At 67.4% G+C, this 20,422-nt stretch carries 21 protein-coding genes; 6 read left to right on the forward strand and 15 right to left on the reverse strand.

The window, feature by feature from the left end; genetic code table 11:
- Positions 1–33 precede the first annotated feature (33 nt).
- Positions 34–759, forward strand: coding sequence for a DUF547 domain-containing protein (locus ACFEMD_RS11425; protein WP_394741129.1), 726 nt, complete (start codon positions 34–36; stop codon positions 757–759).
- Positions 760–771: 12 nt separating this feature from the next.
- On the opposite strand, the gene ACFEMD_RS11430 is transcribed toward ACFEMD_RS11425, so the two are convergent.
- From ACFEMD_RS11430 to ACFEMD_RS11460, 7 genes are all read right to left on the reverse strand, one after another.
- A complete protein-coding gene (locus ACFEMD_RS11430) occupies positions 772–1,320 on the reverse strand; it encodes an amphi-Trp domain-containing protein (protein WP_394741130.1) in 549 nt (182 codons plus the stop codon).
- 46 nt (positions 1,321–1,366) lie between these two features.
- Entirely contained in the window at positions 1,367–2,095 is a 729-nt protein-coding gene (locus tag ACFEMD_RS11435) for a nucleoside phosphorylase (RefSeq protein ID WP_394741131.1), read from the reverse strand.
- Positions 2,096–2,194: 99 nt separating this feature from the next.
- Positions 2,195–2,491: a HalOD1 output domain-containing protein gene (locus tag ACFEMD_RS11440; RefSeq protein WP_394741132.1), complete on the reverse strand. Its 297-nt coding sequence runs from the start codon at positions 2,489–2,491 to the stop codon at positions 2,195–2,197.
- Positions 2,492–2,679: 188 nt separating this feature from the next.
- Positions 2,680–3,573: a carbohydrate kinase family protein gene (locus ACFEMD_RS11445; protein WP_394741133.1), complete on the reverse strand. Its 894-nt coding sequence runs from the start codon at positions 3,571–3,573 to the stop codon at positions 2,680–2,682.
- A gap of 37 nt (positions 3,574–3,610) precedes the next feature.
- Complete coding sequence (locus ACFEMD_RS11450) at positions 3,611–4,423, reverse strand: DUF63 family protein (RefSeq protein ID WP_394741134.1); 813 nt, start codon at positions 4,421–4,423, stop codon at positions 3,611–3,613.
- A gap of 64 nt (positions 4,424–4,487) precedes the next feature.
- The gene (locus tag ACFEMD_RS11455) at positions 4,488–5,249 is read right to left on the reverse strand and encodes a cupin domain-containing protein (RefSeq protein WP_394741135.1); all 762 of its coding nucleotides are present in this window, start codon (positions 5,247–5,249) and stop codon (positions 4,488–4,490) included.
- Between the two features lie 77 nt (positions 5,250–5,326).
- A complete protein-coding gene (locus ACFEMD_RS11460) occupies positions 5,327–6,307 on the reverse strand; it encodes a ribose 1,5-bisphosphate isomerase (protein WP_394741136.1) in 981 nt (326 codons plus the stop codon).
- A gap of 71 nt (positions 6,308–6,378) precedes the next feature.
- Here ACFEMD_RS11460 and deoC point away from each other — a divergent pair, with 71 nt between their 5' ends.
- On the forward strand, positions 6,379–7,014 hold the full coding sequence (gene deoC / locus ACFEMD_RS11465) for a deoxyribose-phosphate aldolase (RefSeq protein ID WP_394741137.1): 636 nt from the start codon (positions 6,379–6,381) through the stop codon (positions 7,012–7,014).
- 345 nt (positions 7,015–7,359) lie between these two features.
- Here deoC and ACFEMD_RS11470 read toward each other — a convergent pair whose 3' ends face one another.
- From ACFEMD_RS11470 to ACFEMD_RS11490, 5 genes are all read right to left on the reverse strand, one after another.
- Complete coding sequence (locus tag ACFEMD_RS11470) at positions 7,360–9,384, reverse strand: outer membrane protein assembly factor BamB family protein (RefSeq protein ID WP_394741138.1); 2,025 nt, start codon at positions 9,382–9,384, stop codon at positions 7,360–7,362.
- Between the two features lie 143 nt (positions 9,385–9,527).
- Positions 9,528–11,375: a PQQ-like beta-propeller repeat protein gene (locus ACFEMD_RS11475; protein WP_394741139.1), complete on the reverse strand. Its 1,848-nt coding sequence runs from the start codon at positions 11,373–11,375 to the stop codon at positions 9,528–9,530.
- A 166-nt stretch (positions 11,376–11,541) separates the two neighbouring features.
- Complete coding sequence (locus ACFEMD_RS11480; protein WP_394741140.1) at positions 11,542–11,868, reverse strand: hypothetical protein; 327 nt, start codon at positions 11,866–11,868, stop codon at positions 11,542–11,544.
- A gap of 202 nt (positions 11,869–12,070) precedes the next feature.
- Positions 12,071–13,252, reverse strand: coding sequence for an NAD-binding protein (locus ACFEMD_RS11485; RefSeq protein WP_394741141.1), 1,182 nt, complete (start codon positions 13,250–13,252; stop codon positions 12,071–12,073).
- A 24-nt stretch (positions 13,253–13,276) separates the two neighbouring features.
- Positions 13,277–14,266, reverse strand: a complete 990-nt coding sequence (locus tag ACFEMD_RS11490) for a patatin-like phospholipase family protein (protein WP_394741142.1) — start codon at positions 14,264–14,266, stop codon at positions 13,277–13,279.
- Between the two features lie 97 nt (positions 14,267–14,363).
- Here ACFEMD_RS11490 and ACFEMD_RS11495 point away from each other — a divergent pair, with 97 nt between their 5' ends.
- From ACFEMD_RS11495 to ACFEMD_RS11510, 4 genes are read left to right on the forward strand one after another with little or no spacing between them, the layout of a single operon-like run.
- A complete protein-coding gene (locus ACFEMD_RS11495) occupies positions 14,364–15,632 on the forward strand; it encodes a TrkA C-terminal domain-containing protein (RefSeq protein WP_394741143.1) in 1,269 nt (422 codons plus the stop codon).
- A gap of 37 nt (positions 15,633–15,669) precedes the next feature.
- Positions 15,670–16,818: a TrkA C-terminal domain-containing protein gene (locus tag ACFEMD_RS11500; RefSeq protein WP_394741144.1), complete on the forward strand. Its 1,149-nt coding sequence runs from the start codon at positions 15,670–15,672 to the stop codon at positions 16,816–16,818.
- A gap of 31 nt (positions 16,819–16,849) precedes the next feature.
- Complete coding sequence (locus ACFEMD_RS11505) at positions 16,850–17,128, forward strand: ubiquitin-like small modifier protein 1 (RefSeq protein ID WP_005554241.1); 279 nt, start codon at positions 16,850–16,852, stop codon at positions 17,126–17,128.
- Positions 17,128–17,664, forward strand: a complete 537-nt coding sequence (locus ACFEMD_RS11510) for a GNAT family N-acetyltransferase (RefSeq protein WP_394741145.1) — start codon at positions 17,128–17,130, stop codon at positions 17,662–17,664. The genes ACFEMD_RS11505 and ACFEMD_RS11510 overlap by 1 nt, the downstream gene beginning before the upstream one ends.
- A gap of 345 nt (positions 17,665–18,009) precedes the next feature.
- Here ACFEMD_RS11510 and ACFEMD_RS11515 read toward each other — a convergent pair whose 3' ends face one another.
- From ACFEMD_RS11515 to ACFEMD_RS11525, 3 genes are read right to left on the reverse strand one after another with little or no spacing between them, the layout of a single operon-like run.
- Complete coding sequence (locus ACFEMD_RS11515) at positions 18,010–18,912, reverse strand: GNAT family N-acetyltransferase (RefSeq protein ID WP_394741146.1); 903 nt, start codon at positions 18,910–18,912, stop codon at positions 18,010–18,012.
- 4 nt (positions 18,913–18,916) lie between these two features.
- Positions 18,917–20,170, reverse strand: a complete 1,254-nt coding sequence (gatD, locus tag ACFEMD_RS11520) for a Glu-tRNA(Gln) amidotransferase subunit GatD (protein WP_394741147.1) — start codon at positions 20,168–20,170, stop codon at positions 18,917–18,919.
- Positions 20,171–20,221: 51 nt separating this feature from the next.
- Positions 20,222–20,419: a hypothetical protein gene (locus ACFEMD_RS11525; RefSeq protein WP_005554237.1), complete on the reverse strand. Its 198-nt coding sequence runs from the start codon at positions 20,417–20,419 to the stop codon at positions 20,222–20,224.
- Positions 20,420–20,422: the final 3 nt, after the last annotated feature.

The following is a 20,422-nucleotide window of genomic DNA, read 5'->3' on the forward strand; positions in this document are numbered from 1 at the left end:
CTTCAAGAAGCTGGTTCACCTAGCCTAGTTCGGATGTCGACCCAGCTCGATCCCCTCTCCCTGTCGGCCGATCTTCTCTACACGGTCAAAACGGAGGGCGACCACGACTGGTTGCGAACGCACCTGGCGACCCTCGAGCGCTCCCGGCTCGAGCGGGCGCTCTCGAGTCGCGAGCGCCGACTGGCGTTCTGGTTCAACTGCTACAACGCCTACGCGCAGCTGCTGCTCGAGGAGTCGCCCGAACTCCTCGAGGGCGGGCTCGTCGACCGCTGGACGTTCTTCGGCCGCGATCGAATCCCCGTCGGCGGCGTCTGGCTGAGCCTCAACGATATCCAGCACGGCATGCTCCGCCGATCGAAACATCCCTGGGGCTTTGGCTACGTTCCGCGGTCGTTCCCCTCCCGGTTTGAGCGCCGATTCCGACTCGAGGAGTGCGATCCGCGGATCCACTTCGCGCTGAGTCGTGGCGGCGACCACTGTCCGCCGATCGCCGTCTACTCGGCGGCCGACGTCGACGAGGAACTGGACATCTCGATCCGCTGGCACCTGGAGGAAACCGTCGGCTACGACCCCGATGACGGTGTCACGACCGTACCGCGGCTCTTCTGGCGGTACCGGGGCGACTTCGGTGGCAAGCGCGGCGTCCTCAACTTCCTGCGGGAGTACGAGGCGATCCCCGAGACCGCGTCGCCGTCGCTCGAGTACGAGCGGGCGACTCGTCGTGAGACCCTGAAACTCGAGGAGACGCTCGAGCGCTGAGCCGTCCCCGAACTACTCGTCCCGGCGCTCGATCCGCGCGCTCGGGGCGTTTCGCATGACGCCCCGCGCGGCCCGCTCGGCGTTCGACCGGGAGGCGTACCCCTCGCCGCTGTCCCCGATCACGTTGCCGTTCCAGTGGACGAGCCGCCAGCGCCACTCCTCGGCGCGGTCCTCGTACACCTCGAATCGGCTTCGCCGGCCTGGAGACTCACTCGTCTCGACTCGATCGCTCGTCTCGTCGGCGCCCGTACTCGTGCTCTCGTCGACGGCAGTCGTTTCGGCGTCTTCGGCACCCTCCCCTTCCCCGGCGTCCGTGACGCGAATGCCGGAACCGTCCGGATCGTCCCACTCCAGTTCGAACTCGAGTTCGGTCCGTCCGTCCTCGTGTTCGCCCTCGAGCTCGGCGACGACGTCCGCGGGGACGTCGATCGTGAGCCGGCGCTCGCCGCTGTGCAGTTCGACGGGGGTCTCGGCCTCGAGCGCGACGGCGAACTCGCGGAAAATAGCGGCCAGCTCGCCGCGGTCGTAGGCGTGCTCGAGTTCGAACAGTGTTTCACCCATACGTCCGGTACGACTCCTAACGAGTTAGTTTTTCACCAGGAACGGCTCAGAGCTGCGTCGTCGCCTCGAGCGCGATGTCGATCGCGCGGCCGACGTTGTTCTTGGCCTTCTCGGGGAGTTCGTCGTCCTCGGTGTCGGTCCCCTTCTGGGTGCCCTCGACGAGGTTGCCGTCGACGGTACAGATCGCGCCCGCGCGGAGTCCGCGTCGGCGAGCCAGCGTGAAGACGGCGGCGGCCTCCATCTCGACGCAGAGCAAGGCAGCGTTCTCCCAGTCGGCGACGTGTTCGTCGGTCTCGGCGTAGTAGGCGTCGTCCGAGACGATCGGACCAACGTGAACGTCCTCGTCGTTCGCTTCGGCCGAGTCGACCAGCGAGGAGAGCACCTCGTAATCGGGAACGGCGGGGTACTCCGCGTCCTCGTAGCGCTTCGAGGTGCCCTCGTTTTTCGCGGCGCCGGTCGCCACGATCATGTCGCCGATCTCGATGTCGGACTGGAGCGCACCGGTCGTCCCGACGCGGATGAACGTCTCGACGCCGACGTTAGCCATCTCTTCGATCGCGATCGCCGCCGAGGGACAGCCGATCCCCGTCGAGCAGATCGTCAGCTCCCGGTCGCCGTAGGTGGCGTTGACGACCTTGTACTCGCGGTTTTCGGCGACGACTTCGGATTCGTCGCAGTGGTCGGCGATCCGATCGACGCGACCCGGATCCCCCGGAATCAGTGCGACGTCCGTCAGGTCTCCCTCCTCGACCAGCAGGTGTGGCTGCGTTGCCATAGGCTCGCGTTCCGCGGGCGACGAGAAAAAAGATTCGAGCCCGGCACGGCCTCGAGAGCACCCCCGGAGCCGCCGTCGACCCTCGAGCGCGCAGTCGGCCTACCCGGTTACCTCGACCTGCTCCGGGCTGACGGTGACGGTGACGTCGTCGACGTCGAAGACGACCGTCCCGGTCGATCGATCGCCGCCGCCGTAGGTGCGGACGAACAGCGAGTCCAGCGCCTCGGGATCGATGTAGTCGTACAGCCGGACGCTGGAGTCGGTGACGTCTTCACCGTGATAGGTCGCGAGCGCCGTCGCGACAGCGATGCTCGGCGGTTCGTTGTCGTCTCGGTCGTACTGGACGCGCTGACCGAACCCACATCCAGGGGTGTTGGGTGTCGTTCGTTCGTTCATGTCTCTCAGTCACGTCGCCGTGACTCCCTAGACCACTGGCCAACGGCACTCGACAAATAGGTACCGCCGGGAAGCACTCGATGAGAACCGCCGGACGTGGGCACTCTCATCCGTTCGTCATACACTCGTCATTCGTGTGTCGGACACCTATCCGAGTTCTATCATACCCGATCATATAAAATAACCCGTCAGTGGCGATCACTGAGAAACGTCTCGACCTCGGCGGCCGACGGAACGCTCCGTGCCCCCTTCCGCCCGGCGGTCAGCGCGCCGCAGGCGTTCGCGTACTCGAGTGCTCGCTCGGGGTCGAACTCGCCGTCGCCGGTAGCAACCATCGTCGCGAGGAAGCCGGCGGCGAAGGCGTCGCCGGCGCCCGCGGTGTCGATCGTCTCGACCTCGAACCCGGAATGAACGTGGTCGCCGTCGGGCGTGTGAAGCAACGCCCCGTCGGCGCCGTGTTTGACGACGACGAACCGATCGTCGAACGCCGAGTCGCTGTACTCGGCCTCGAGCATCGCCTCGGCCTCGCGGTCGTTGACGAAGATCACGTCCGCGAGCGCGAGGGCGTCGCCGAAGTCCCGCTCGCCCAGGCGACGGCCGGGATCGAAGCTGACGGTGACGCCGGCCTCGCTTGCGATGGAGGCGATTTCGGCGGCGGTGTCGGGACGCTGGCTCGTCAGGTGGACGTGACTCGCCGCCCGGATCCGCTCGGGCTCGAGGTCGGCCGGCTCGACTGCCTCGTTGACGCCGTCGTTGCCGAGGACGGCGACCTCGCCGCTGTCCTCGACCAGCAGGTACTTGACGGCCGTCTCGGCGTCCTCGACGATTCGTACGCCGTCGATCGAGACCCCGGTCTCCTCGAGTTCGTGACGGGCGAGCAGTCCGTTGTCGTCGTCGCCGACGCTGCCGACGAGACCGACGTCGACCTCGAGTCCGGCCAGCGTCGCGGCGACGTTCGCCGCGCTGCCGCCACCGGACTGTTGCTGGGAGCGGATCGAGGCCTCGCCGTCGGCGACCGGGAGTCGATCGATACGGAGCGTCACGTCCCAGTTGACGTGACCCGCAGTGAGGACGGTGACCATAGCAGATTATCAACAGAGGGCGCGGGGGGCAAAAAGTCTAGGTGACGAGAAACAGGAGCACGTTGTGCGCGCCCGGTCCGAGCCCGACCGCGGCGAGGAGGGCGAGCAGCGCCCGACCCTGTCGCGGGGCGTCCTCGACGTACTCTCGGAACAGGCCGACGATGACCAGCGCCAGCGCGATCTTGACGACGGCGAACAGCCAGCCGCCCCCGACGTACTCTGCCGTCGGGAGGGCGTGGCCGGCCTCGAGGATCAGAAGCGAGAGCGGAACCTCCTCGCTGGCGCCGAGAACGTCGAAGCCGATCGCCGTCGAGATCCCGTCCAAGGTATGGCCGAAGACGACCAGCGCGCCGGTCGCGCCCGTGACGGCAGCGACCCGCTCGTAGCGCCGGCCGAGCGCGGCCCAGACGCCGGCCGTGACCAGTACCGTCAGGACGACCGAGAGCAGCGGCCAGAAGACGTCGCCGAACCCGCCCTGGACGCCGACGGCGGTCGCCGCAGCACCGACGAAGCCGAGCGTGCCGACGGCGGCGACCGGGGGCTCGCTCGAGACGGCTCCGGTTCGCTCGAGCGTGATCCCTCCGAGCCAGACGGCGCCAGCGACGGTCCCCGTTATCACGTAGACGCTCGGCGTTCCGAACAGCACGGCGAGGTCGTCGGGGTAGGCCTCGAACCGGTGAAGGACGTGCAGGCTCGAGCCGAACAGCATCCAGGGAACGAAGGCGAGCACCGTCCGATCGGTCACGGGTGGGTCGGCCGACCACAGCGCCGCGGCGACGGCGACTGCCGCTACCGCGAGCGGGACGAGAAACTGCGCGGGCGGGAGCGCGAACCCCTCGGGAAGCACCATACTCGAGTTGGAACACAGCAGCGACTAACCGCTTCCGATCCCGACCGCCCCGAAGGTGGTGTCGCTACCGGTTCTCGGCGGCCGAAACCGTTTCGGAACCGCCGGGCCCGTCGACGTTCACGACCCACGGCTTCCCCCCGCAGAGCCAGACGATTCCGGTGTGGGCCTCGTCTGTCGGGTTCGTATCCCGATGAATCAATCCCGGTGGGACGTGAAAGCACTCGCCGCGTTCGATGCGTGCGACGCGTTCGCCGTTCGGTCCGTACTCCGTCTCGCTCGGGCCGTCGACGGCGTAGCCGAAGTAGACGTTCTCGCCGTGGTGGTGCCAGCCCGCCGCCGCCCCGCCCGCGACTCGGACCCGCATCGGCAGGACGTCCTCGTCGGGAAACGGCGTCTCTCGGCTTAGCTCCGGACTCTCGACGGTCGGCTCGAGTTCGTCGGGTCCGACGACCAAGAGGGGTCCCTCGCCGACGGCGATCCGGGAATCGGTGCCCGTTGGCTCCGGCTCGTCGTCCACGACCGTGAGGACCTCGAGAGACGTAGATTCGGCGACGTACCGCCGAGTTGTGTCCGCCGGAATCTCCAGAAAGTCGCCGGCCGACAGCTCGGCGGGCCGTTCGTCGTCGGGACGGGCGACGGTTCCGCGACCCGCACGGACCCATCCGTACGTCGTCCCCTCCCGGCGGAATCGCGCGGTTTCGTCGTCGACGCGAAACACGACTAACCCGCGGCCGCCTGCGCGGATCACGGTTCGCTCGAGCAGTCCCGATACCGGCTCCGTGGGCTCGATCGCCGCCGGGTCGACTACCTGAATCTCGTCGCTCATATCCACCGGTACCGACGGGGTTAGGTTACGTCTGTTGGATGATCCACGGGTTCGCGGCTCGAGCCGTCGTGCCGCCGCTACACCTCCCAGGGTTCGCCGGTCGTCTCGCCGAACAGCTCCCGCATGAGCGTGACGATGCTTTCCGGCGGGAACTGGCCCCGTTCGGTGACGATCGCGTCGACGTGACGCGGCGGCGTGACGTCGAACGCGGGGTTCTCGACGGTGAGACCGTCGTCCGCACGGTCGCCGCCGGTGATGTCGGCGTACTCCGTCTCCGAGAGCACCTCGCTCTCGTCGCGCATCTCGATCTCGACGGTGTGGCCGGTCATCGTGTCGGGGTGGAGCTTGATCGTCTGGGCGGCGACCATCACCGGAACGCCGCGCTCGCGGGCGTTGACCGCCAGCCCGCTGGTCCCGATCTTGTTGATGACGCTGCCGTCGGCGGCGATGCTGTCGGCCCCGACCAGGACGTGGTCCGCGTCGTCGAGGTAGCGCCGAGCCGCGTTGTCGACGACCAGCGTTACCGGGACGTCCCACTCCCGGAGCTGTTCGGCCGTGATGTGGCCCTGCTTTCGCGGTCGGGTCTCCTTGACGATCGCCTCGACGTGTTTGCCCGCATCCAGCGCCGCCTCGACGCAGGACAGCGCGTCGGTCGAGTGACAGTGGGTCATCACCACGTCGCCGTCCCGCAAGCGGTTCGCCCCGACCTCGCCGAGTCGTTCCTGGGCCTGCTCGAGGTCGGCCTGAAACTCCCGAGCCTGTCCGATCGTCGACTCCCGAAGCTCCGGGACGGTCTCGCCCTCGATCCCTCTCAGGACGTACCGGAGGGCGTTCGGGAGGCTCACGGCGGTCGGCCGGGTCTCGTACAGCTCTCTAGCGGCGGCGCGTAGCTGATCGCGAAACGCCGCCGGGGTCGACGCGTCGGAGCGCTCGGCCTGGGTTGCGAGCGCCTCTGCCGCGGCGTCCCCGATCGCTGCCGCGCCGCGGATCTCCATCGTCGCGATATCGTCGGCCGTCGCCTCGACGACGGGGGCGACGTCGGGTTGCTCCTCGTCCATGGCGGCCAGTAGCCCCCGGACCCAAATAAGGGATCGGACGGATTTTTGACCGTTCGGCGAGTCGGTCCGGTATGGATCGCGACGAACTCGCTCCCCTGATCGATCACACCGTCCTCGGCCCCGAGACGACCGTCGCCGACGTCGAGGACGTCCTCGACGCCGCCGCCGACCACGGGATGAACGCCTGCATCCCACCGTACGCCGTCGAACACGCCGTCGACTACGCACCCGAGGTCACCGTCGCGACCGTGATCGGCTTCCCCCACGGCCAGAACGCCCCCGACGTGAAACGCCGCGAGGGCGTCCTCGCCTGGAAGGCCGGCGCCGACGAGCTCGACGTCGTTCTCAACGTCGCCAACGTCAAAACGGGCCGGCTTGAGGCCGTCGAGAACGAACTCGCCGAACTCGTCGCGGCCGTCCCGATCCCGGTGAAGGTGATCATCGAGACGGCCCTGCTGACCGACGACGAGAAACGCAACGCCTGCGAGGCCGCCCGCGAGGCCGATGCCGCGATGGTCAAGACCTCGACGGGCTTCGCGGAGGGGGGCGCGACGGTCTCGGACGTCGAACTCATGAGCGAGTCTCTTCCAGTCAAGGCAAGCGGCGGCGTCGGCAGCTACGAGGAGGCCATAGCGATGATCGACGCTGGCGCCGAACGCATCGGCGCCTCGAGCGGGGTCGAGATCCTCGAGGGCGCGCCGGACTGACTTCCTCCCACGACTGAAGTCGTGGGGTTCCAGTCACAGACTGGAGAGCCACGACGGGGAGGTTCCTCACTCGTCCGAGACGGTGGGGTTGTGGGCCGAGCCAATACGACCCCCGACCGGGATAGCGGGCTTCATCTACCCTCCTGCTGAGGTGTGTATCCTTACCCCGGACTCGGTAGCACAACCGACGGAACGAACTGGCGGAGTTGTTTCGGCCCCCGTCGGATTCATCCCACGACTGAAGTCGTGGGCTTTCTCCTTGAACCATTGTAACACGGCGATCACTTTGGGGTCCGTCGCTCGAGCCGTCCGGGGAAGTGGATCGACGGCACCGCGACGGACTCGTTAGCTTTCGGGTTCGTCCGCCGGCTCCGCCGACGCGTCGGTCGCGGCTCGTCGGCGGAGCCACTCGAGCCCTACCGCACCGCCCGCGATACCCGCACCGGTAGTAAACCCGGGGACGGAGTCGGAGTCGTCGTCGGTTTCGGTGTCCGTGTCGTCATCGTCGTCCGTATCGGCTTCATCGTCTTCGTCGTCGGCGTCCGGCTCGTCCTCGCTTTCGACTTCGTCGTCTCCGTTCGGATCGTCCTCGCCCGTTTCATCGTCTTCGTCCTCGCCGATACCGTCGTCCTCGCCGGTGTCGCCGACGTCGTCATCACGCTCGGCTTCGTCCTCGTCTCCTTCTTCCCCGCCGTACTGCTCGTCTTCCTCGTCTCCATCGTCACCGCTCTCCTCGTCGTCGTCATCCTCTTGATCGTCGCCGTTCGGCTCTTCATCGTCGTCGGCTTCACCTTCGTCCTCGTCATCGTCTTCCAGCTCTCCCTGGTCGTCATCATCCGTATCCTCGCCGTCTTCATCCTGTTCGTCCCCGCTGCCATCCTCCTCGCTACCGTCGTCTTGCTCGTCTTCGTCACCGTCGCCATCTTCGTCTTCATCGCCATCGTTTCCGTCGCCTTCGCCGTCTTCCTCCGGTCCCTCCCGCTCGTCCTCATCGGTATCGTCCCCCTCATCCTCGCCTTCGTCCTCACTGTCTTCCCGTCCATCGCCGTCCTCCTGCTGACCGTCTTCGTCGCCGTTGTCACCGTCTTCGTCGGTTTGCTCGCGAAGTGCCACGAGGCCCTCGCCCTCGTGGTCGTCGTCTTCGACGTAGAGGGTCTCGTCGTCGATAGCCACGACGTGGCCGATCGGAAGCTCGTCGGTCGAAATCGTCCACCGCTCGCTTCCGTCGTACTTATTCAGGGCGACGAGTTCGTCGTGGTACTCCGAGTGATCGAGCTCGTCGGCATCTGCGGTGTCGCCGGTCCCTGCGTTGTCGTTGATGTGCAGGTAGACGGTATCACCGCCGATGGCCGCCGCATTGTTGACGTTTCGAAGCACGTCGACGCCCCAATCGTCAGCGTCGTCGGAAGTTGACGTTGCGGTCAGCGCGTCGCCGTAGTAGCCGCCGATATAGATCGCCTCGCCGAGGACGAGTTCGATTCCCTCGGCCGTCGCTTTCCCCTTGTCTTCGCCGGTCTGTGCGTCGAGGACGTCTCGCGCGTAGTGGCTTACCCCGCCGAGAGCGACGGCGGTCGTAGTCGCTCGTGCCCGCGGGATTCCGAAGCCGTCGTGCTGCGTGTACTCGGCCCGCCAGACCTCGTCGCCCGTTTCGGGGTCGAGCGCGAGGCGCGCGCCGCCGTCGTCGTCCGCCGCCAGCGCGTAGACGACGCCGTTCGCCGCGGCGGTCGTACTCCTGAACTCGAACTCCGCCTCCTCGTCGTCCGACTCTTGGGTATCAGCGGTGATCGACTCGAGTTCCCACTGAACCGAGCCGTCGTCGGTATCGAGGGCGTACAGCGTCCCGTCGGCGACGACGAACGCGCTCCCGTAGGCGACGGTCTGTGTTCCGGACGAGTCCTCGGGCTCGAGCTCGGTCTGCCAGCGGACGTCGCCGTCGGCGGCGTCGAGCGCGTACAGCTCGTCATCGACGACGTAGACGGTGTCACCGACGACCGACGGCCTGTTCGCGTCGACGTCGGTGGTCTCCCAGATCGTCGAGCCGTCCGCGGCGTCGAGCGCGACGATTCCGTCCGGAGTCGACGCGTAGACGACGCCGTCGGCGACTGCCGCCTCTCCGGTGGCGCGTTCGAACGTCCAGACCGCCTCGAGCGCCTCGCCATCGAACTCGGGGGCATCTGCGGCGTACCTCGCGTGGCCGGCGTCGCCGTCGAACGACGGCCATACCGCGTTCGTCTCCGGATTCGGTTCGATATTCGGGTCCGGGAGGTCGTTATCGTCGACCTCGCCGTCGCCGGAGACGGCCGAGGAGAGTACGCCACCGGCAGCGAACGCTGCACCCGTCGTCAGCACTGACCGTCGTCGCCACGTCATACGTGCCTGGAACTCAGACTGTGTGGATTACTACCGGGTTGTTATCACTGAATTGATCGCACAACAACCGTCCCAAAATTGGATCTGGACTACTCGACGAGGTCCGTCGGTTCGGCTGGCGGATCACCGATCCGACTTGCGGGTTACTCCGCTCGGTCCTCCGCAGCCTCCGTTGGCTCGTCTACGGTATCGTTCGTCCCCGCTTTCCGTCGGAGCCACTCGAGCCCTAACGCGCCACCGACGAGGCCGGCACCGGGCGTAAAGCCGGGAACCGAGTCAGTCCCTTCGTCGTCGATATCGCCGTCCTCGTCGTCACCGTCGTCTTCGTCGCCGATATTGTCCTCCTCAGAGTCGTCGGTGTCGTCTTCATGGTCGATATCGTCCTCATTTTCGTCGTCTATCTCGTCGTCGCCGTCGTCATCCGAGTCGTCCTCATCTCCGTCGTACTCATCTCCGTCGTACTGCTCGTCGTCTCCGTTTTCGCTCTCGTCTTCGTCGTCGGCCGTCCCTTCGTTGTCATCCGCTTCGCCCTCCTCATCTCCGTCGTACTGCTCGCCGTGGTCATCCCTCTGGTCTTCGCTCTCCTCCTCACCGTCGTCGTCATCCTCGTCGTCCCCACCTCCGCGATCATCGTCCGCCGTTTCCTCACTTTCGTCCTCGTCTCCGTCGTCTTCATTATCGTCTTCGGCATCGTCGCCGTTTTCGCTCTCGTCTTCGTCACCCTCGTCGTCCTCGCCGGTCTCTTCGTCCTCATCATCCTCCTCGCGAAGTGCGACGAGACTGTCCTCGTGTTCGACGTAGAGCGTCCCGTCGCTGATACCCAGGACGTTGCCGACCGGCAGCTCCCCGGCTTGGATCGCCCAGCGCTCGCTTCCGTCGTCCTTGTCGAGGGCGACGAGTTCGCCGTCGTATTCTCCGTACGTCGCATCCGTCCCCCTGAAGTAGACGTAGACGGTGTCGCCGGCGATGATCGCGCGGCCGACGTTTCGAGACACGTCGACACCCCAGTCGTCCTCGTCGCCGTGATAGGCGCTTCCTGTGAGCTGGTCGGCCTCGTACCCGCTGAGGTAACGCTCCTCGCCGAGCGTCACCGAGATCCCCTCCGCGGACACCTTCGCGATATGCTCGCCGGTCTGTGCGTCGAGGAGCACCCGGGCGTAGAAATCGACCCGGCTCACAACAACGGCGGTCGACGTCGCCCGTGCCTGGGCGCCTCCGGTGTAAAAATTCGAATCCCCTCGCCAGACCTCATCACCCGTATCGGGGTCGAGTGCAACCGTTGCACCACCTTCCAGATCCCCCGCGCCGGCGTAGACGACGCCGTTCGCCGCGGCGGTCGTATCGAGGAAGTCGTACTCCTGCTCGCCCTCGTCATCGTGTTGCTGTTCAGCGGTGAGCGTGTCGATCTCCCATCGCACCGAGCCGTCGTCGGTCTCGAGGGCGTACAGCGTGCCGCCGCCGACGACGAAGACGCCTCCGTACGCGACGGTCTGACTCTGAATCGGCTCCTCGGGCTCGAACTCGGTCTGCCACCGGATGCTCCCATCGGCGATGTCGAGCGCGAACAGTTCGTCGCCGGTAACGTAGACGGTGTCGTCGACGACCGACGGCGCGTTCGCGTCGATGTCGGTGTTCTCCCAGATGATCGACCCGTCGGCGACGTCGAGCGCGATGACTCCGTTCGCGTTCGTCGCGTAGACGACGTCGTCGGCGACGGCCACGCCGGCGTCTCGTCCGAACCCGGCGTCGACCGACCAGGCGTCCTCGAGCGCGTCGCCGTCGAGCGCGGTCCCGTCGGAGACGTACCTCGCGTGCCCGGCGTCGCCGTCGAACGACGGCCAGTCCTCGTCCATCCCCGGGTTCGGATCGCGGTCCGGGTCCGGCAGGTCGTCGTCGGTCGACTCCTCCCCGGCACCGATCGACGCGAGGGTCCCCCCTGCAGTGAGCGTTGCACCGGTCGCAAGCACCGAACGCCGTCGCCACTTCGTCATACGGGTGTCGACGAGAGACCGTCCGATTACTATCTAGTTTCTACGGCTGACTTGTTCCTCCCGCAACTGTTTCGGACGGGCGAGATCGAGGTAATCGTGGGACGATACCAACTGTATCGGGCTCTCGAGGACGGACTCGCGGGCTCGAGGGAGCGGCTCCCGGTCGCTACCACTCCTGGCCGGCGGGTTCGGCCTGCTGCGGTCCCCCCTCGTCCTCGGGTGTCTTCTCGCCGCGGACGACGAAGTACGCGATCGCGGCGACGACACCGAGCGGGAAGAACAGGAACAGCAGCCCGGCGGTGCCGAGCGCCCAGAGGAGTTCGTTGTTCTCCCGTTTCGAGGCGTCCTTGTAGATCCAGTAGGCGACGCCGATCGTGATCACCAGGAAGACGAGCGAGACGGCCAGCGCGATGAGGACGAACGTCGACTCGTCCATCGGTAGCTCCTCGCCCTCCGCCTGGAGCACGAACGCGGCGTCGAGTAGCTGCAGCATCTACGCTCCCTCCGTCGGCTCGAGCGGCGACCGATCCGGTACGCCTCGTCTCGAACCGGGACCACCGAGCCGGCTGACGGTTCGTTCACGTATCATTTGTGTCATATCCGCACTCATACACTCACCTCCAGCACACTATATTTTTTGCGGTGGGATTGGCTGTAATCGGAGGGTCGAGTGGCGTCACGCCGCTGCGGACGGGTTACTCCGTCTCGAGCAATTGCGAGACGACCGGCGACTCGTCCTTTCCCAGCGCCGACTGGACGAGCAGGTGGCCGCCCAGCTCCGAGAGGCTGATGACGTCGTCAGCGCCGGCGCGTTTGAGTTTTCGGGTGTTTTCGCGGTCGGTCGCGGCGGTAACGATGCGGACGTCCGGTCGCAGCTCTCGGGCGGTCAGCACCGCCAGCGCGTCCTGGGCGTCGTCGTCGGTCGCGACGAGGACGGCCCGGGCGTTCTCGATTTGCGCTCGGCGGAGGGGTTCCTCGTCGCTCGGATTGGCCGTCAGCACGCGTATGTCGCGGTCGGAGAGTGCGCTGGCGGCCTCCTGATCCCGCGTGACGACCAGGAACTGTCGGTCCGCACCGTGGAGTTCGTTGACGATCGGTTCGGTCAGGTCCCCGTAGCCGAGTACGAGGATGTGGTCTTCGAGGAGTTCGAGTTCTGAATCGGTCATAATTCCGAGGGTCTTCGAGATGCGCGCCTGGATCGCGGGACCGACGAGCGCCCCGATGGCGATACCGAAGCTGGCGACGCCCAGCACGACGACGGACATCGTAAAGAGGATCGCGACCTCCGTTTCCGGGCCGATGTCGCCGTAGCCGACCGTGCTCGAGGTGATCAGCGTGAAGTAGAAGGCGTCGAGCAGGTGGTCGATCCCGTCGAACTGCTCGCGCATCGCGTAGGCGCCGAAGGTGCCGTAGCCCTGGACGCCGACGAGCGCGCCGCCAGCCGCTAACTGGGTCGTCGTCAGCGAGAGCGACTGGTCGAACCGTCGTCGGCTGAGCAGCAGCGTCGGGAGGGCACACACCGAGAGCACCACCAGCGGCAGCGAGTACGGGCTCGCCTGTAACAACCCCTGGATCGCCGTCAGCGGCAACAGCAGGATCGTCGCCCACCAGCCGGCGCGCAGTCGCCGCCTGAGCGCGAGCGCGCTCGCCAGCATCAGAAAGCCGGTCAGCGCTCCCGTAAAGCCGACCGCGTTCTGGACGACGATCGGCACGTGGGAGGCGAAGGGGCCGAAGTCCGCCGCCTGCTGATCGATCCTGAGGATCCCCGTTGCAACCGAGAGCAGGGCGACGAGCAGGGCGAGGACGACGGCCGCCCGCGTCGTCACGACCCAGCGCCAGTTTTCGGGCAGCCGCTCCACGATTCGTTCGCCGACCATACCCCCGCTCGGCGGCGTGGCCGATTAAACCTCTTCGTTCGCGGTCGCCTCCCGGTCGGCGAGGAACTCCGCCGCGGCCTCCTCGCCGTCTTCGAACAACCCCTCGAGGAAGTCCGGGCTCCGGTCGAGCTTCGTCCGCCAGCCCAGATCGGGCCGGCGAAAGCGGATGCGTTCGATCTCGGTGTGGGTGAACTTCTCGGGGAGGTAGCCCGCCTCGATCCAGTCGTTGAGCTGTTCGACGAAACTCACCTCACTGTTCAGGGACTTGTTACCCGAGAGTTCGTTCCGCCGGTCGGCGATCCCCTCCTGGGATTTCGGGACGCGGGGTCGTTCCTGCGGGTTGATCTTGATCACCCAGATCTCGTCGGGATCGGCCGTCTCCCGGTTGCTCACGAAGTCCTTGATCGGCGGGTTCTTCGAGAACAGGCCGTCCCAGTAGTACTCGCCACCGACTTCCTCGGCCGGGAAGGCGTAGGGGATGGCGGCCGACGCCAGGACCGCCTCCGCCGAGAGCTCGTCCTCGCGGAAGAGCTTGAACTCGCCCGAGAGCACGTTGGCGGCGCTGATCAACAGCGCCGGTTCGCTCCCGTCCAGCAGCTCGGGGATCCCCTCGAAGTCCACGTGGCGCTCGAGCAGGCCGAGAAACTCCCGGCGACCCCAGAGCGCGGCGGGGGACTGGTAGGGGCTGACCTCGGGGGTTGGAACGCCCATTCGCTGGAGTCGGCCGGTCCAGCGGACCGTCTCGTTTGCCAGCCGGTCGATCGGTCCGCGGGCGGCCATGTCCGCCCAGTAGTCGGCCAGCAGCGCTCCGGGCTCGTGATCGGGGTGTTCGCGACCGTACCACGCGAGCAGTGCGCAGACGGCTCCGCCGGAGGTCCCGCTGAACCCGACGATCTCGACGTCGTCCGCGAGGGCCTCGTCCTCGAGTAGGCGAGAGAGGACGCCGGCGGTAAACGCCGTGTGGCTGCCGCCGCCCTGGCACGCGATCGCGACGCGCTGTGGATCTGAACTCATCGTCTTCCTCGTTCGTTCCCGTCCGCGGCCCAAGTTCGTTCCGGCTGCAGCCTTGCGAGCCGGTAGCTGTTTAACGGTTCCGGCCGATCGGCCGATAATGACGTTGCCGGTCGAAGTACTGCTCGGTCTCTACCTCGGTCTCCTGACCGGAATCGTGCCCGCGTTCGTCTCCGGCGCGCTCGGCTTTCTCGTTCGCTACGTGACCGGCGTTACGCTGCCCGGATTCGGTGTGGTCGTGCTGGCGCTCTCGATCGCCAGCGTCCAGGGCGGCCTGCTCGGGCTCGTCGAGCCCGACATCGCCCAATCCCCCCGGCTGCTGGTCGCCGTGCTGGTCGTTCTAATGCTCGCGCTGTACGCCCACAACGAGGGCGATAAACTCGGTGCCGAGCTGCCGCGACGGCTCTCGCTGTCCGGACTGCGTCAGCGAACCCTTTCGGCCGACGTGATCGAGCTCGTCGGCGCGGCCGGACAGGTTACGATCCGGCCCACCGGCGAGATCCGCGATATGGAGGGGTATCCGCCGCTGTCGGCCGATCTCCGCAGGACGCTCCGGACCGGCTCCTGGCGGCTCCCGGCCGACCTTCCGCTGTCGGAGCTCGAGGTGCGCCTCGAGGAGCGCCTGCGAACCGACCACGAGCTCGCGGACGTCACCGTCTCGATCGACGAGCGAGGACGTGCGACGATCGCCGCGGCGCCGTCGGCCGGCGGGCTCTCGCGGCGCGTGCCGGAGGGGAAGCGGGCGGTGTCGATCGCGACGCTGGTGCCGACGGGGCTGGCACGCGGGGATCGGGTGACCGTACAGGGGGACTCCCGATCGATCGCGGGGAGAGTACTGAGCGCACGGGTCGACCGGGACGACCGAGAGCCACTGGCGGACCGAGAGTCATCGGCGGAATCCGATGCGAACCGGGTCGAGCCGGCCGCGTCGGACGCAGAGCGGGAACCGACTGACTCCCCGTCTCCGGCTCCGGGCGGCTCGAGCGTCGCGAGCCCCGGCGGCGTCGGCCTCGTCACGATGACCGTCGACCGGTCGGCCGTGAAGCCGCTGCTCGAGACGGAGACGCCGCGACTGATCGTCCGCTCGCGGGGAACTAACCGGGACTTCGAGGCGTTCGCGCTGGTCAAACGCGCCGGGTACGCGATCCGTCGACTGACCGTGGGCGCGACCGCGGAGTCGGTGCCCGTCGATCCGCCCGCCGACGTTCGAGTGCTCGCGGTCCGCAGACAGGACGTCGATCCCGACGACCGTCGCCAGGGGTGGCGGTTCGTTCCGGGGGGAGGGGACCGACTCGAAGCTGGCGACGAGGCGTTCGTCGCCGGCCCCGAAGGGACGACCGACGCCTTCGCGGAGGCGGTCGGACGATGAGTCGCCCGACGGTCGACCGTCGGCGGGGTGATCGCCCGTGATCGATCCGTTCGTCGCGCAGCTCGCCCAGCCCGACCCCGCCGTCGACTCGCTGCTCGACGTCCTGGGCAGGATACTCGGCTTTACCGTCCTCGCGGCCGGAACGGCGGCAGCCGCGGCCGTGACCTTCCGGTGGTACAGCGCCGACGAACTTCCGGAGGGGGTCGGCGTCCTCGCCGGTATCACGGCCGTCGCGATCTGGTTGAACACGAAGACCGCCCTCCAGGACGCGATCATCGGGACGACGCCGCTGCTCGAGATCGAGACCGCGGTGTACACCGTCGTCGTCTTCGCGACGAGCGCGATCGCCGCCGACGGCGGGCGACGGGTCGGGGATTACCTCGGCCGGGACGTGTTCGCGCTCGCCGCGCCGCGGACGATCGACGACGTGGGACAGCTCGTCCGCTCGGCCGGCCGCGTGACCGCGGTGGAGCTCCCGGAGACGATCGAGGACGTCGATGGCTACGATCCGGTCGACGCTGAGACGAAGGCGGATCTCGCCGGCGAGACGTTTCTCTTCCCGCGACACCTGCCCGTCGGACAGCTACGCGCTCGGCTGACCGCGCGCCTCGAGCGCGACTACGGGATCGGTCACGTCGACGTCGAGCTCGGGGCCGACGGCGAGATCGAGTACCTCGGACTGGGGAGCCGACCGGCGGGAATCGGGCCGACGCTGGCTCCCGGCACCGTCGCCCTCTCGGTTCGTGCGGATCCTGCTGCGGACGCCAGCCCGGGCGACGCCGTCCAGATCTGGACCAGCGACGACGGAGCCCGACCGCTCGCGGTCGGCGAACTGCGGGGAACGGCCGCCGACGCGGCGACCGTCGCCGTCGACGCCGACGACGTCGGCGCGTTCGACGCCGACCGCCCGTACCGGCTCGTCACGCTTCCGGGAACGCCCGACGCGGAACGGGAGCTGGTGTCCGCGCTCCGTGCGGCCGACGAGACGGTCACCGCGCTGGCCGTCGACGCCGGCGGCTCCCTCGACGGGACGACCGTCGACTCGCTGCCGGCGCTGGTGCTCGCGGTCGACCGGGACGGTGACGACGCCGTCGCGCTCCCGCCCGACGATCTCCGTCTCGCCGCCGGCGACGTCGCGTACGTGCTCGGCCGTCCGGAGGCCCTCCGTCGGCTCCCGGAGCGGTAGCTACTTGCCCGCGGCGCGGATAGCGCCATCCATGACCGAGTGGAAGCTGTTCGCGGATCTCGCCGAACGAGCGGGCGACAAACACGTCGCGGTCGAGGCCGACGCCGGCGACACCGTCGGCGACGCCCTCGAGGAGCTCCTCGAGGGACGCCCCGAACTCGAGGACCGCGTCCTCGAGGACGGCGAACTGCGCTCCCAGATCAACGTGTTACGAAACGGCACGAACGTCTTAGTCGAGGAGGAGGGTCTCGAGACCGAACTCGAGGAGGGAGACGAGCTAGCGCTGTTCCCGCCGGTCAGCGGCGGCTGATGGAGTTCCGGCGCCTTCGACCCGACGAGGCGGCCGTCCGTCACTACGTCGAAGAGCTGTGGCTTCCGTACCGCCGCGAACTCGAGTCGATTGTCGAGGGCCACGCACTCGCCGCCGACGTCGATCTCGTCGCCGCGGAGGTCGCATACCGGCTCAAGCGACTCGCGGCCGACGGCCATCGGACGTGGATCGCCGTCGACGGACTCGACGCCGACGGATCGACCGACCCGGTGTTTCGCCCCGATAGCGACGGCGACCTCGCGGGGTTCGTCACTACCGACGTCGACGAGTCCCCCGCCGTTTTCGACCGACCCGACCGGCTGACGGTCGGCGATCTCTACGTCCGCGAGTCCTATCGCGGAACGGGCCTCGTCGACGCCCTCCTCGAGCGCGCCGTGGAGCGGGCTCGAGCGGTCGGCTGCGAAGCACTCTCCCTCGAGGTCGACGTCGACAACGAGCGAGCGATCGCCGTCTACGAGCGACACGGGTTCGAGACGGACCGTCGCCGGCTGTCGCTCACGGTCGAAGGCGACTGAGACGGGGTGCTCGAGGATCGGCGTCGGTTCCGGTGCTCGAGCGCTCCGGTAACTACGTCTGCGTATGGAACGGAGAGGAATACGCCGAGCGAAGCGAGGCGTTTCACCGACGGCGAGCCCCGTGGGCGAGCCGTCGGCCTTTTTTCATCGAAGTTTTTTGCCGGGGGTTGAGGCTGACGCCTCGGCGTCAGCCGATGCCCTCGGTAAAAAAGTTCGCTGTACGTAACGCGAGTTTCACGGGTGCCTCTGAATAAAGAAATCGTACTACCAACTACTGGTAACGATTTACCGGTACAACCGCAGGGCGGTCGCGGTTGTACCGGCGATGACTTCCAGTAGACCGTATCAGAGCTCGATCCCGAGCACGAAGTCCGGCTCCTCCGAGATCTCCGCGCCCGCGTAGGAGGCGTCGCTGACGTACCCGGCGGTTTCGGGGATCAGAACCCGCGTTCGGTCCGCGCCGAGTTCGGCGGCGTCCCGGGCGATCGCGCCGAACAGCGACCGGGCGGCGTCGACGTCGTCCCAGACGCCGACCCCGTACTCGGCCCACGTTTCGGGTTCGCCGTCGTCGCCCTCGCGGTCGTACGTTCGGGCGCGGTAGGACGCCCCAACCGGGGCCGACTCCCGTTCGACGGCGAAGACGGCCGTTTCGTCGGCGAGACGCTCGAAGTCCTCTCGCGCAAGTTCGCGCATCGCCCACGACTCCTCGGGGGCAAAACCCAGTCCCCGCAGGTGGTCGCGGGCGTCGCTGTGAGTCCAGTAGCGCCAGGCGCGTCGGGGATCGCTCGAGACCGAGTCCGGACTCGAGGCGTCCGAATCGGGCTCGGGGTGAGCGAAGCGAAACTCGGTCAGGGGCTCGAACCCGCCCGTTCGTGCCGCTCCGAGGGAGGCGGCGTTCCACGAGAAGATCATAATCCGCCCGACGGTCGCCCCCTGCTCGCGGGCCCACTCGAAGCAGGCCTCGTTGAGCCGACCGCTCAGCCCCTGGCGCTGGTAGGCGGGGTTGACCCGCATCCCCTGGAACCAGGCCTCGTCGTCCGAGAGCATCACGGCCTGAACGATCCCCGCGACCTCGTCGCCGGCGTCGGCGAGGAACGTCTTCTTTCGCTCGTCGCCGTCCTCGAGCCAGTCGTGGTAGATCTCGGGGATGTAGTCGCCGCCACGATCCGCCCAAAGGTCCTCGGTGAACGCCTTGACGCCCTCGTAGTCGTCGTGCGTCGCTCGCCGAATGGTGATTCCGACTGACATTCGATCACTCCCAGGGGGTCGACCGCTCCTGCAGTTCGCCGGCCAGCGACGTCTCCATCGCCTCCGGGACCGAGTCGGCGTTCGCGAGTGTCCACATCAGCTTGACCTTCGCCGTTCCCGGCAGGGTGTCGCCGGCCTCGATCACGCCGGCCTCGAGCAGGTCCCGACCCGTGTCGTAGACGCGGTCACAGACCCGTCCCTCGAGACACTGGCTGGTCATGACGACCGTCGTGCCGTCCTCGATCAGCTCCTCGATGCGGGGGATGAGATCGGTGTGGACGTGGCCGAGTCCGGTGCCCTCGAGGACCAGTCCCTCGCTTCCCTCGACGACGTCGAGGAATGCCGGGTCCATCCCGGGGGTGAACTTCAGCAGTTCGACGTCTTCCTCCAGGTCGGCCTCGAGCTCGAGGTCCACCTCGCTCTCGTCTCGCCGCTGGTAGTCCCGGCGAAACGAGACCGCCTCGGAGTCGTAGTCGACCTCGCCCAGCGGCTCGGCACCGATCGTCTCGAAGGCGTCCCGGCGTGAGGTGTGGTTCTTCCGCACTCGAGTCCCGCGGTGGAGCGCACAGCGGTCGTCGCTCTCGGAGGCGTGCATACAGACCATAACCTCCGCGCAGTCGCTTTTGGCGGCCTCGACGGCACAGACGGCGTTCATCACGTTGTCGGAGGAGGGCCGATCCGCCGAGCGCTGGCTGCCCGTAAAGACGATGGGGACGGGCGTCTCGAGCATAAAGGCGAGCGCCGACGCGGAGTACTGCATCGTGTCGGTGCCGTGCATGACGACGACGCCGTCGGCGCCGTCTTCAATCTCCTCGCGGACCGCACGGGCGAGGTCCTGCCAGATCGGTGGCTCCATGTTCTCCGAGAGGATGTTGGCGACGACTCTCCCCCTGTAGTTCGCCCGGCCCGCCAGGTCGGGGACCGCACGCAGGACGTCCTCGGCGTCGAACTGCGCGGTTACCGCGCCGGTGCGGTAGTCGACCGTCGAGGCGATCGTTCCCCCCGTCGAGATCAGCGCGATCGTCGGCAGCTCGGCGTCGAACTCGACCGCCGACCCGCCCTCGTCGTCGGAACTGGAGCCGTCGATCTCGTAGACGTCCTCCTCGAGCACGTCGACCGCGGCGTCCTCGCGGTCGATTCCGACGTTGTAGCCGCCCTCGAGTTTCACCACGAGCTGCTCGTCCGTACTCGAGGGCAACAGGACGCCCTCGTAGCTGCGGTCCGCGCGATCGACGCGAACGCGGTCGCCTGGATTCATACCTCTCCGTTGCGCGGCGCCGGACTTGAAGGCACTCTTTCGGCGTCGAGTCTAGGTAACCAGACCGACCGCGACGAGCCCCATCCCCATCAGGAGGAGCACGCCGGCGATGACCGCCGTCAGCAGGCGGACGGTACTCAGCGCCTCACGGGTGAGATCGAGCCGCGGGTAGAGGTGGCGTCCGGCGTACAGCAACCCTCCCCCGAGAGCGATCGAGATCACCCCGAAGACGATCAGCTCGGTAGTCACTGC

It is taken from the genome of Natronococcus roseus, from assembly GCF_043677095.1.
In the GTDB taxonomy this organism is placed as follows: Archaea; Halobacteriota; Halobacteria; order Halobacteriales; family Natrialbaceae; genus Natronococcus; species Natronococcus roseus.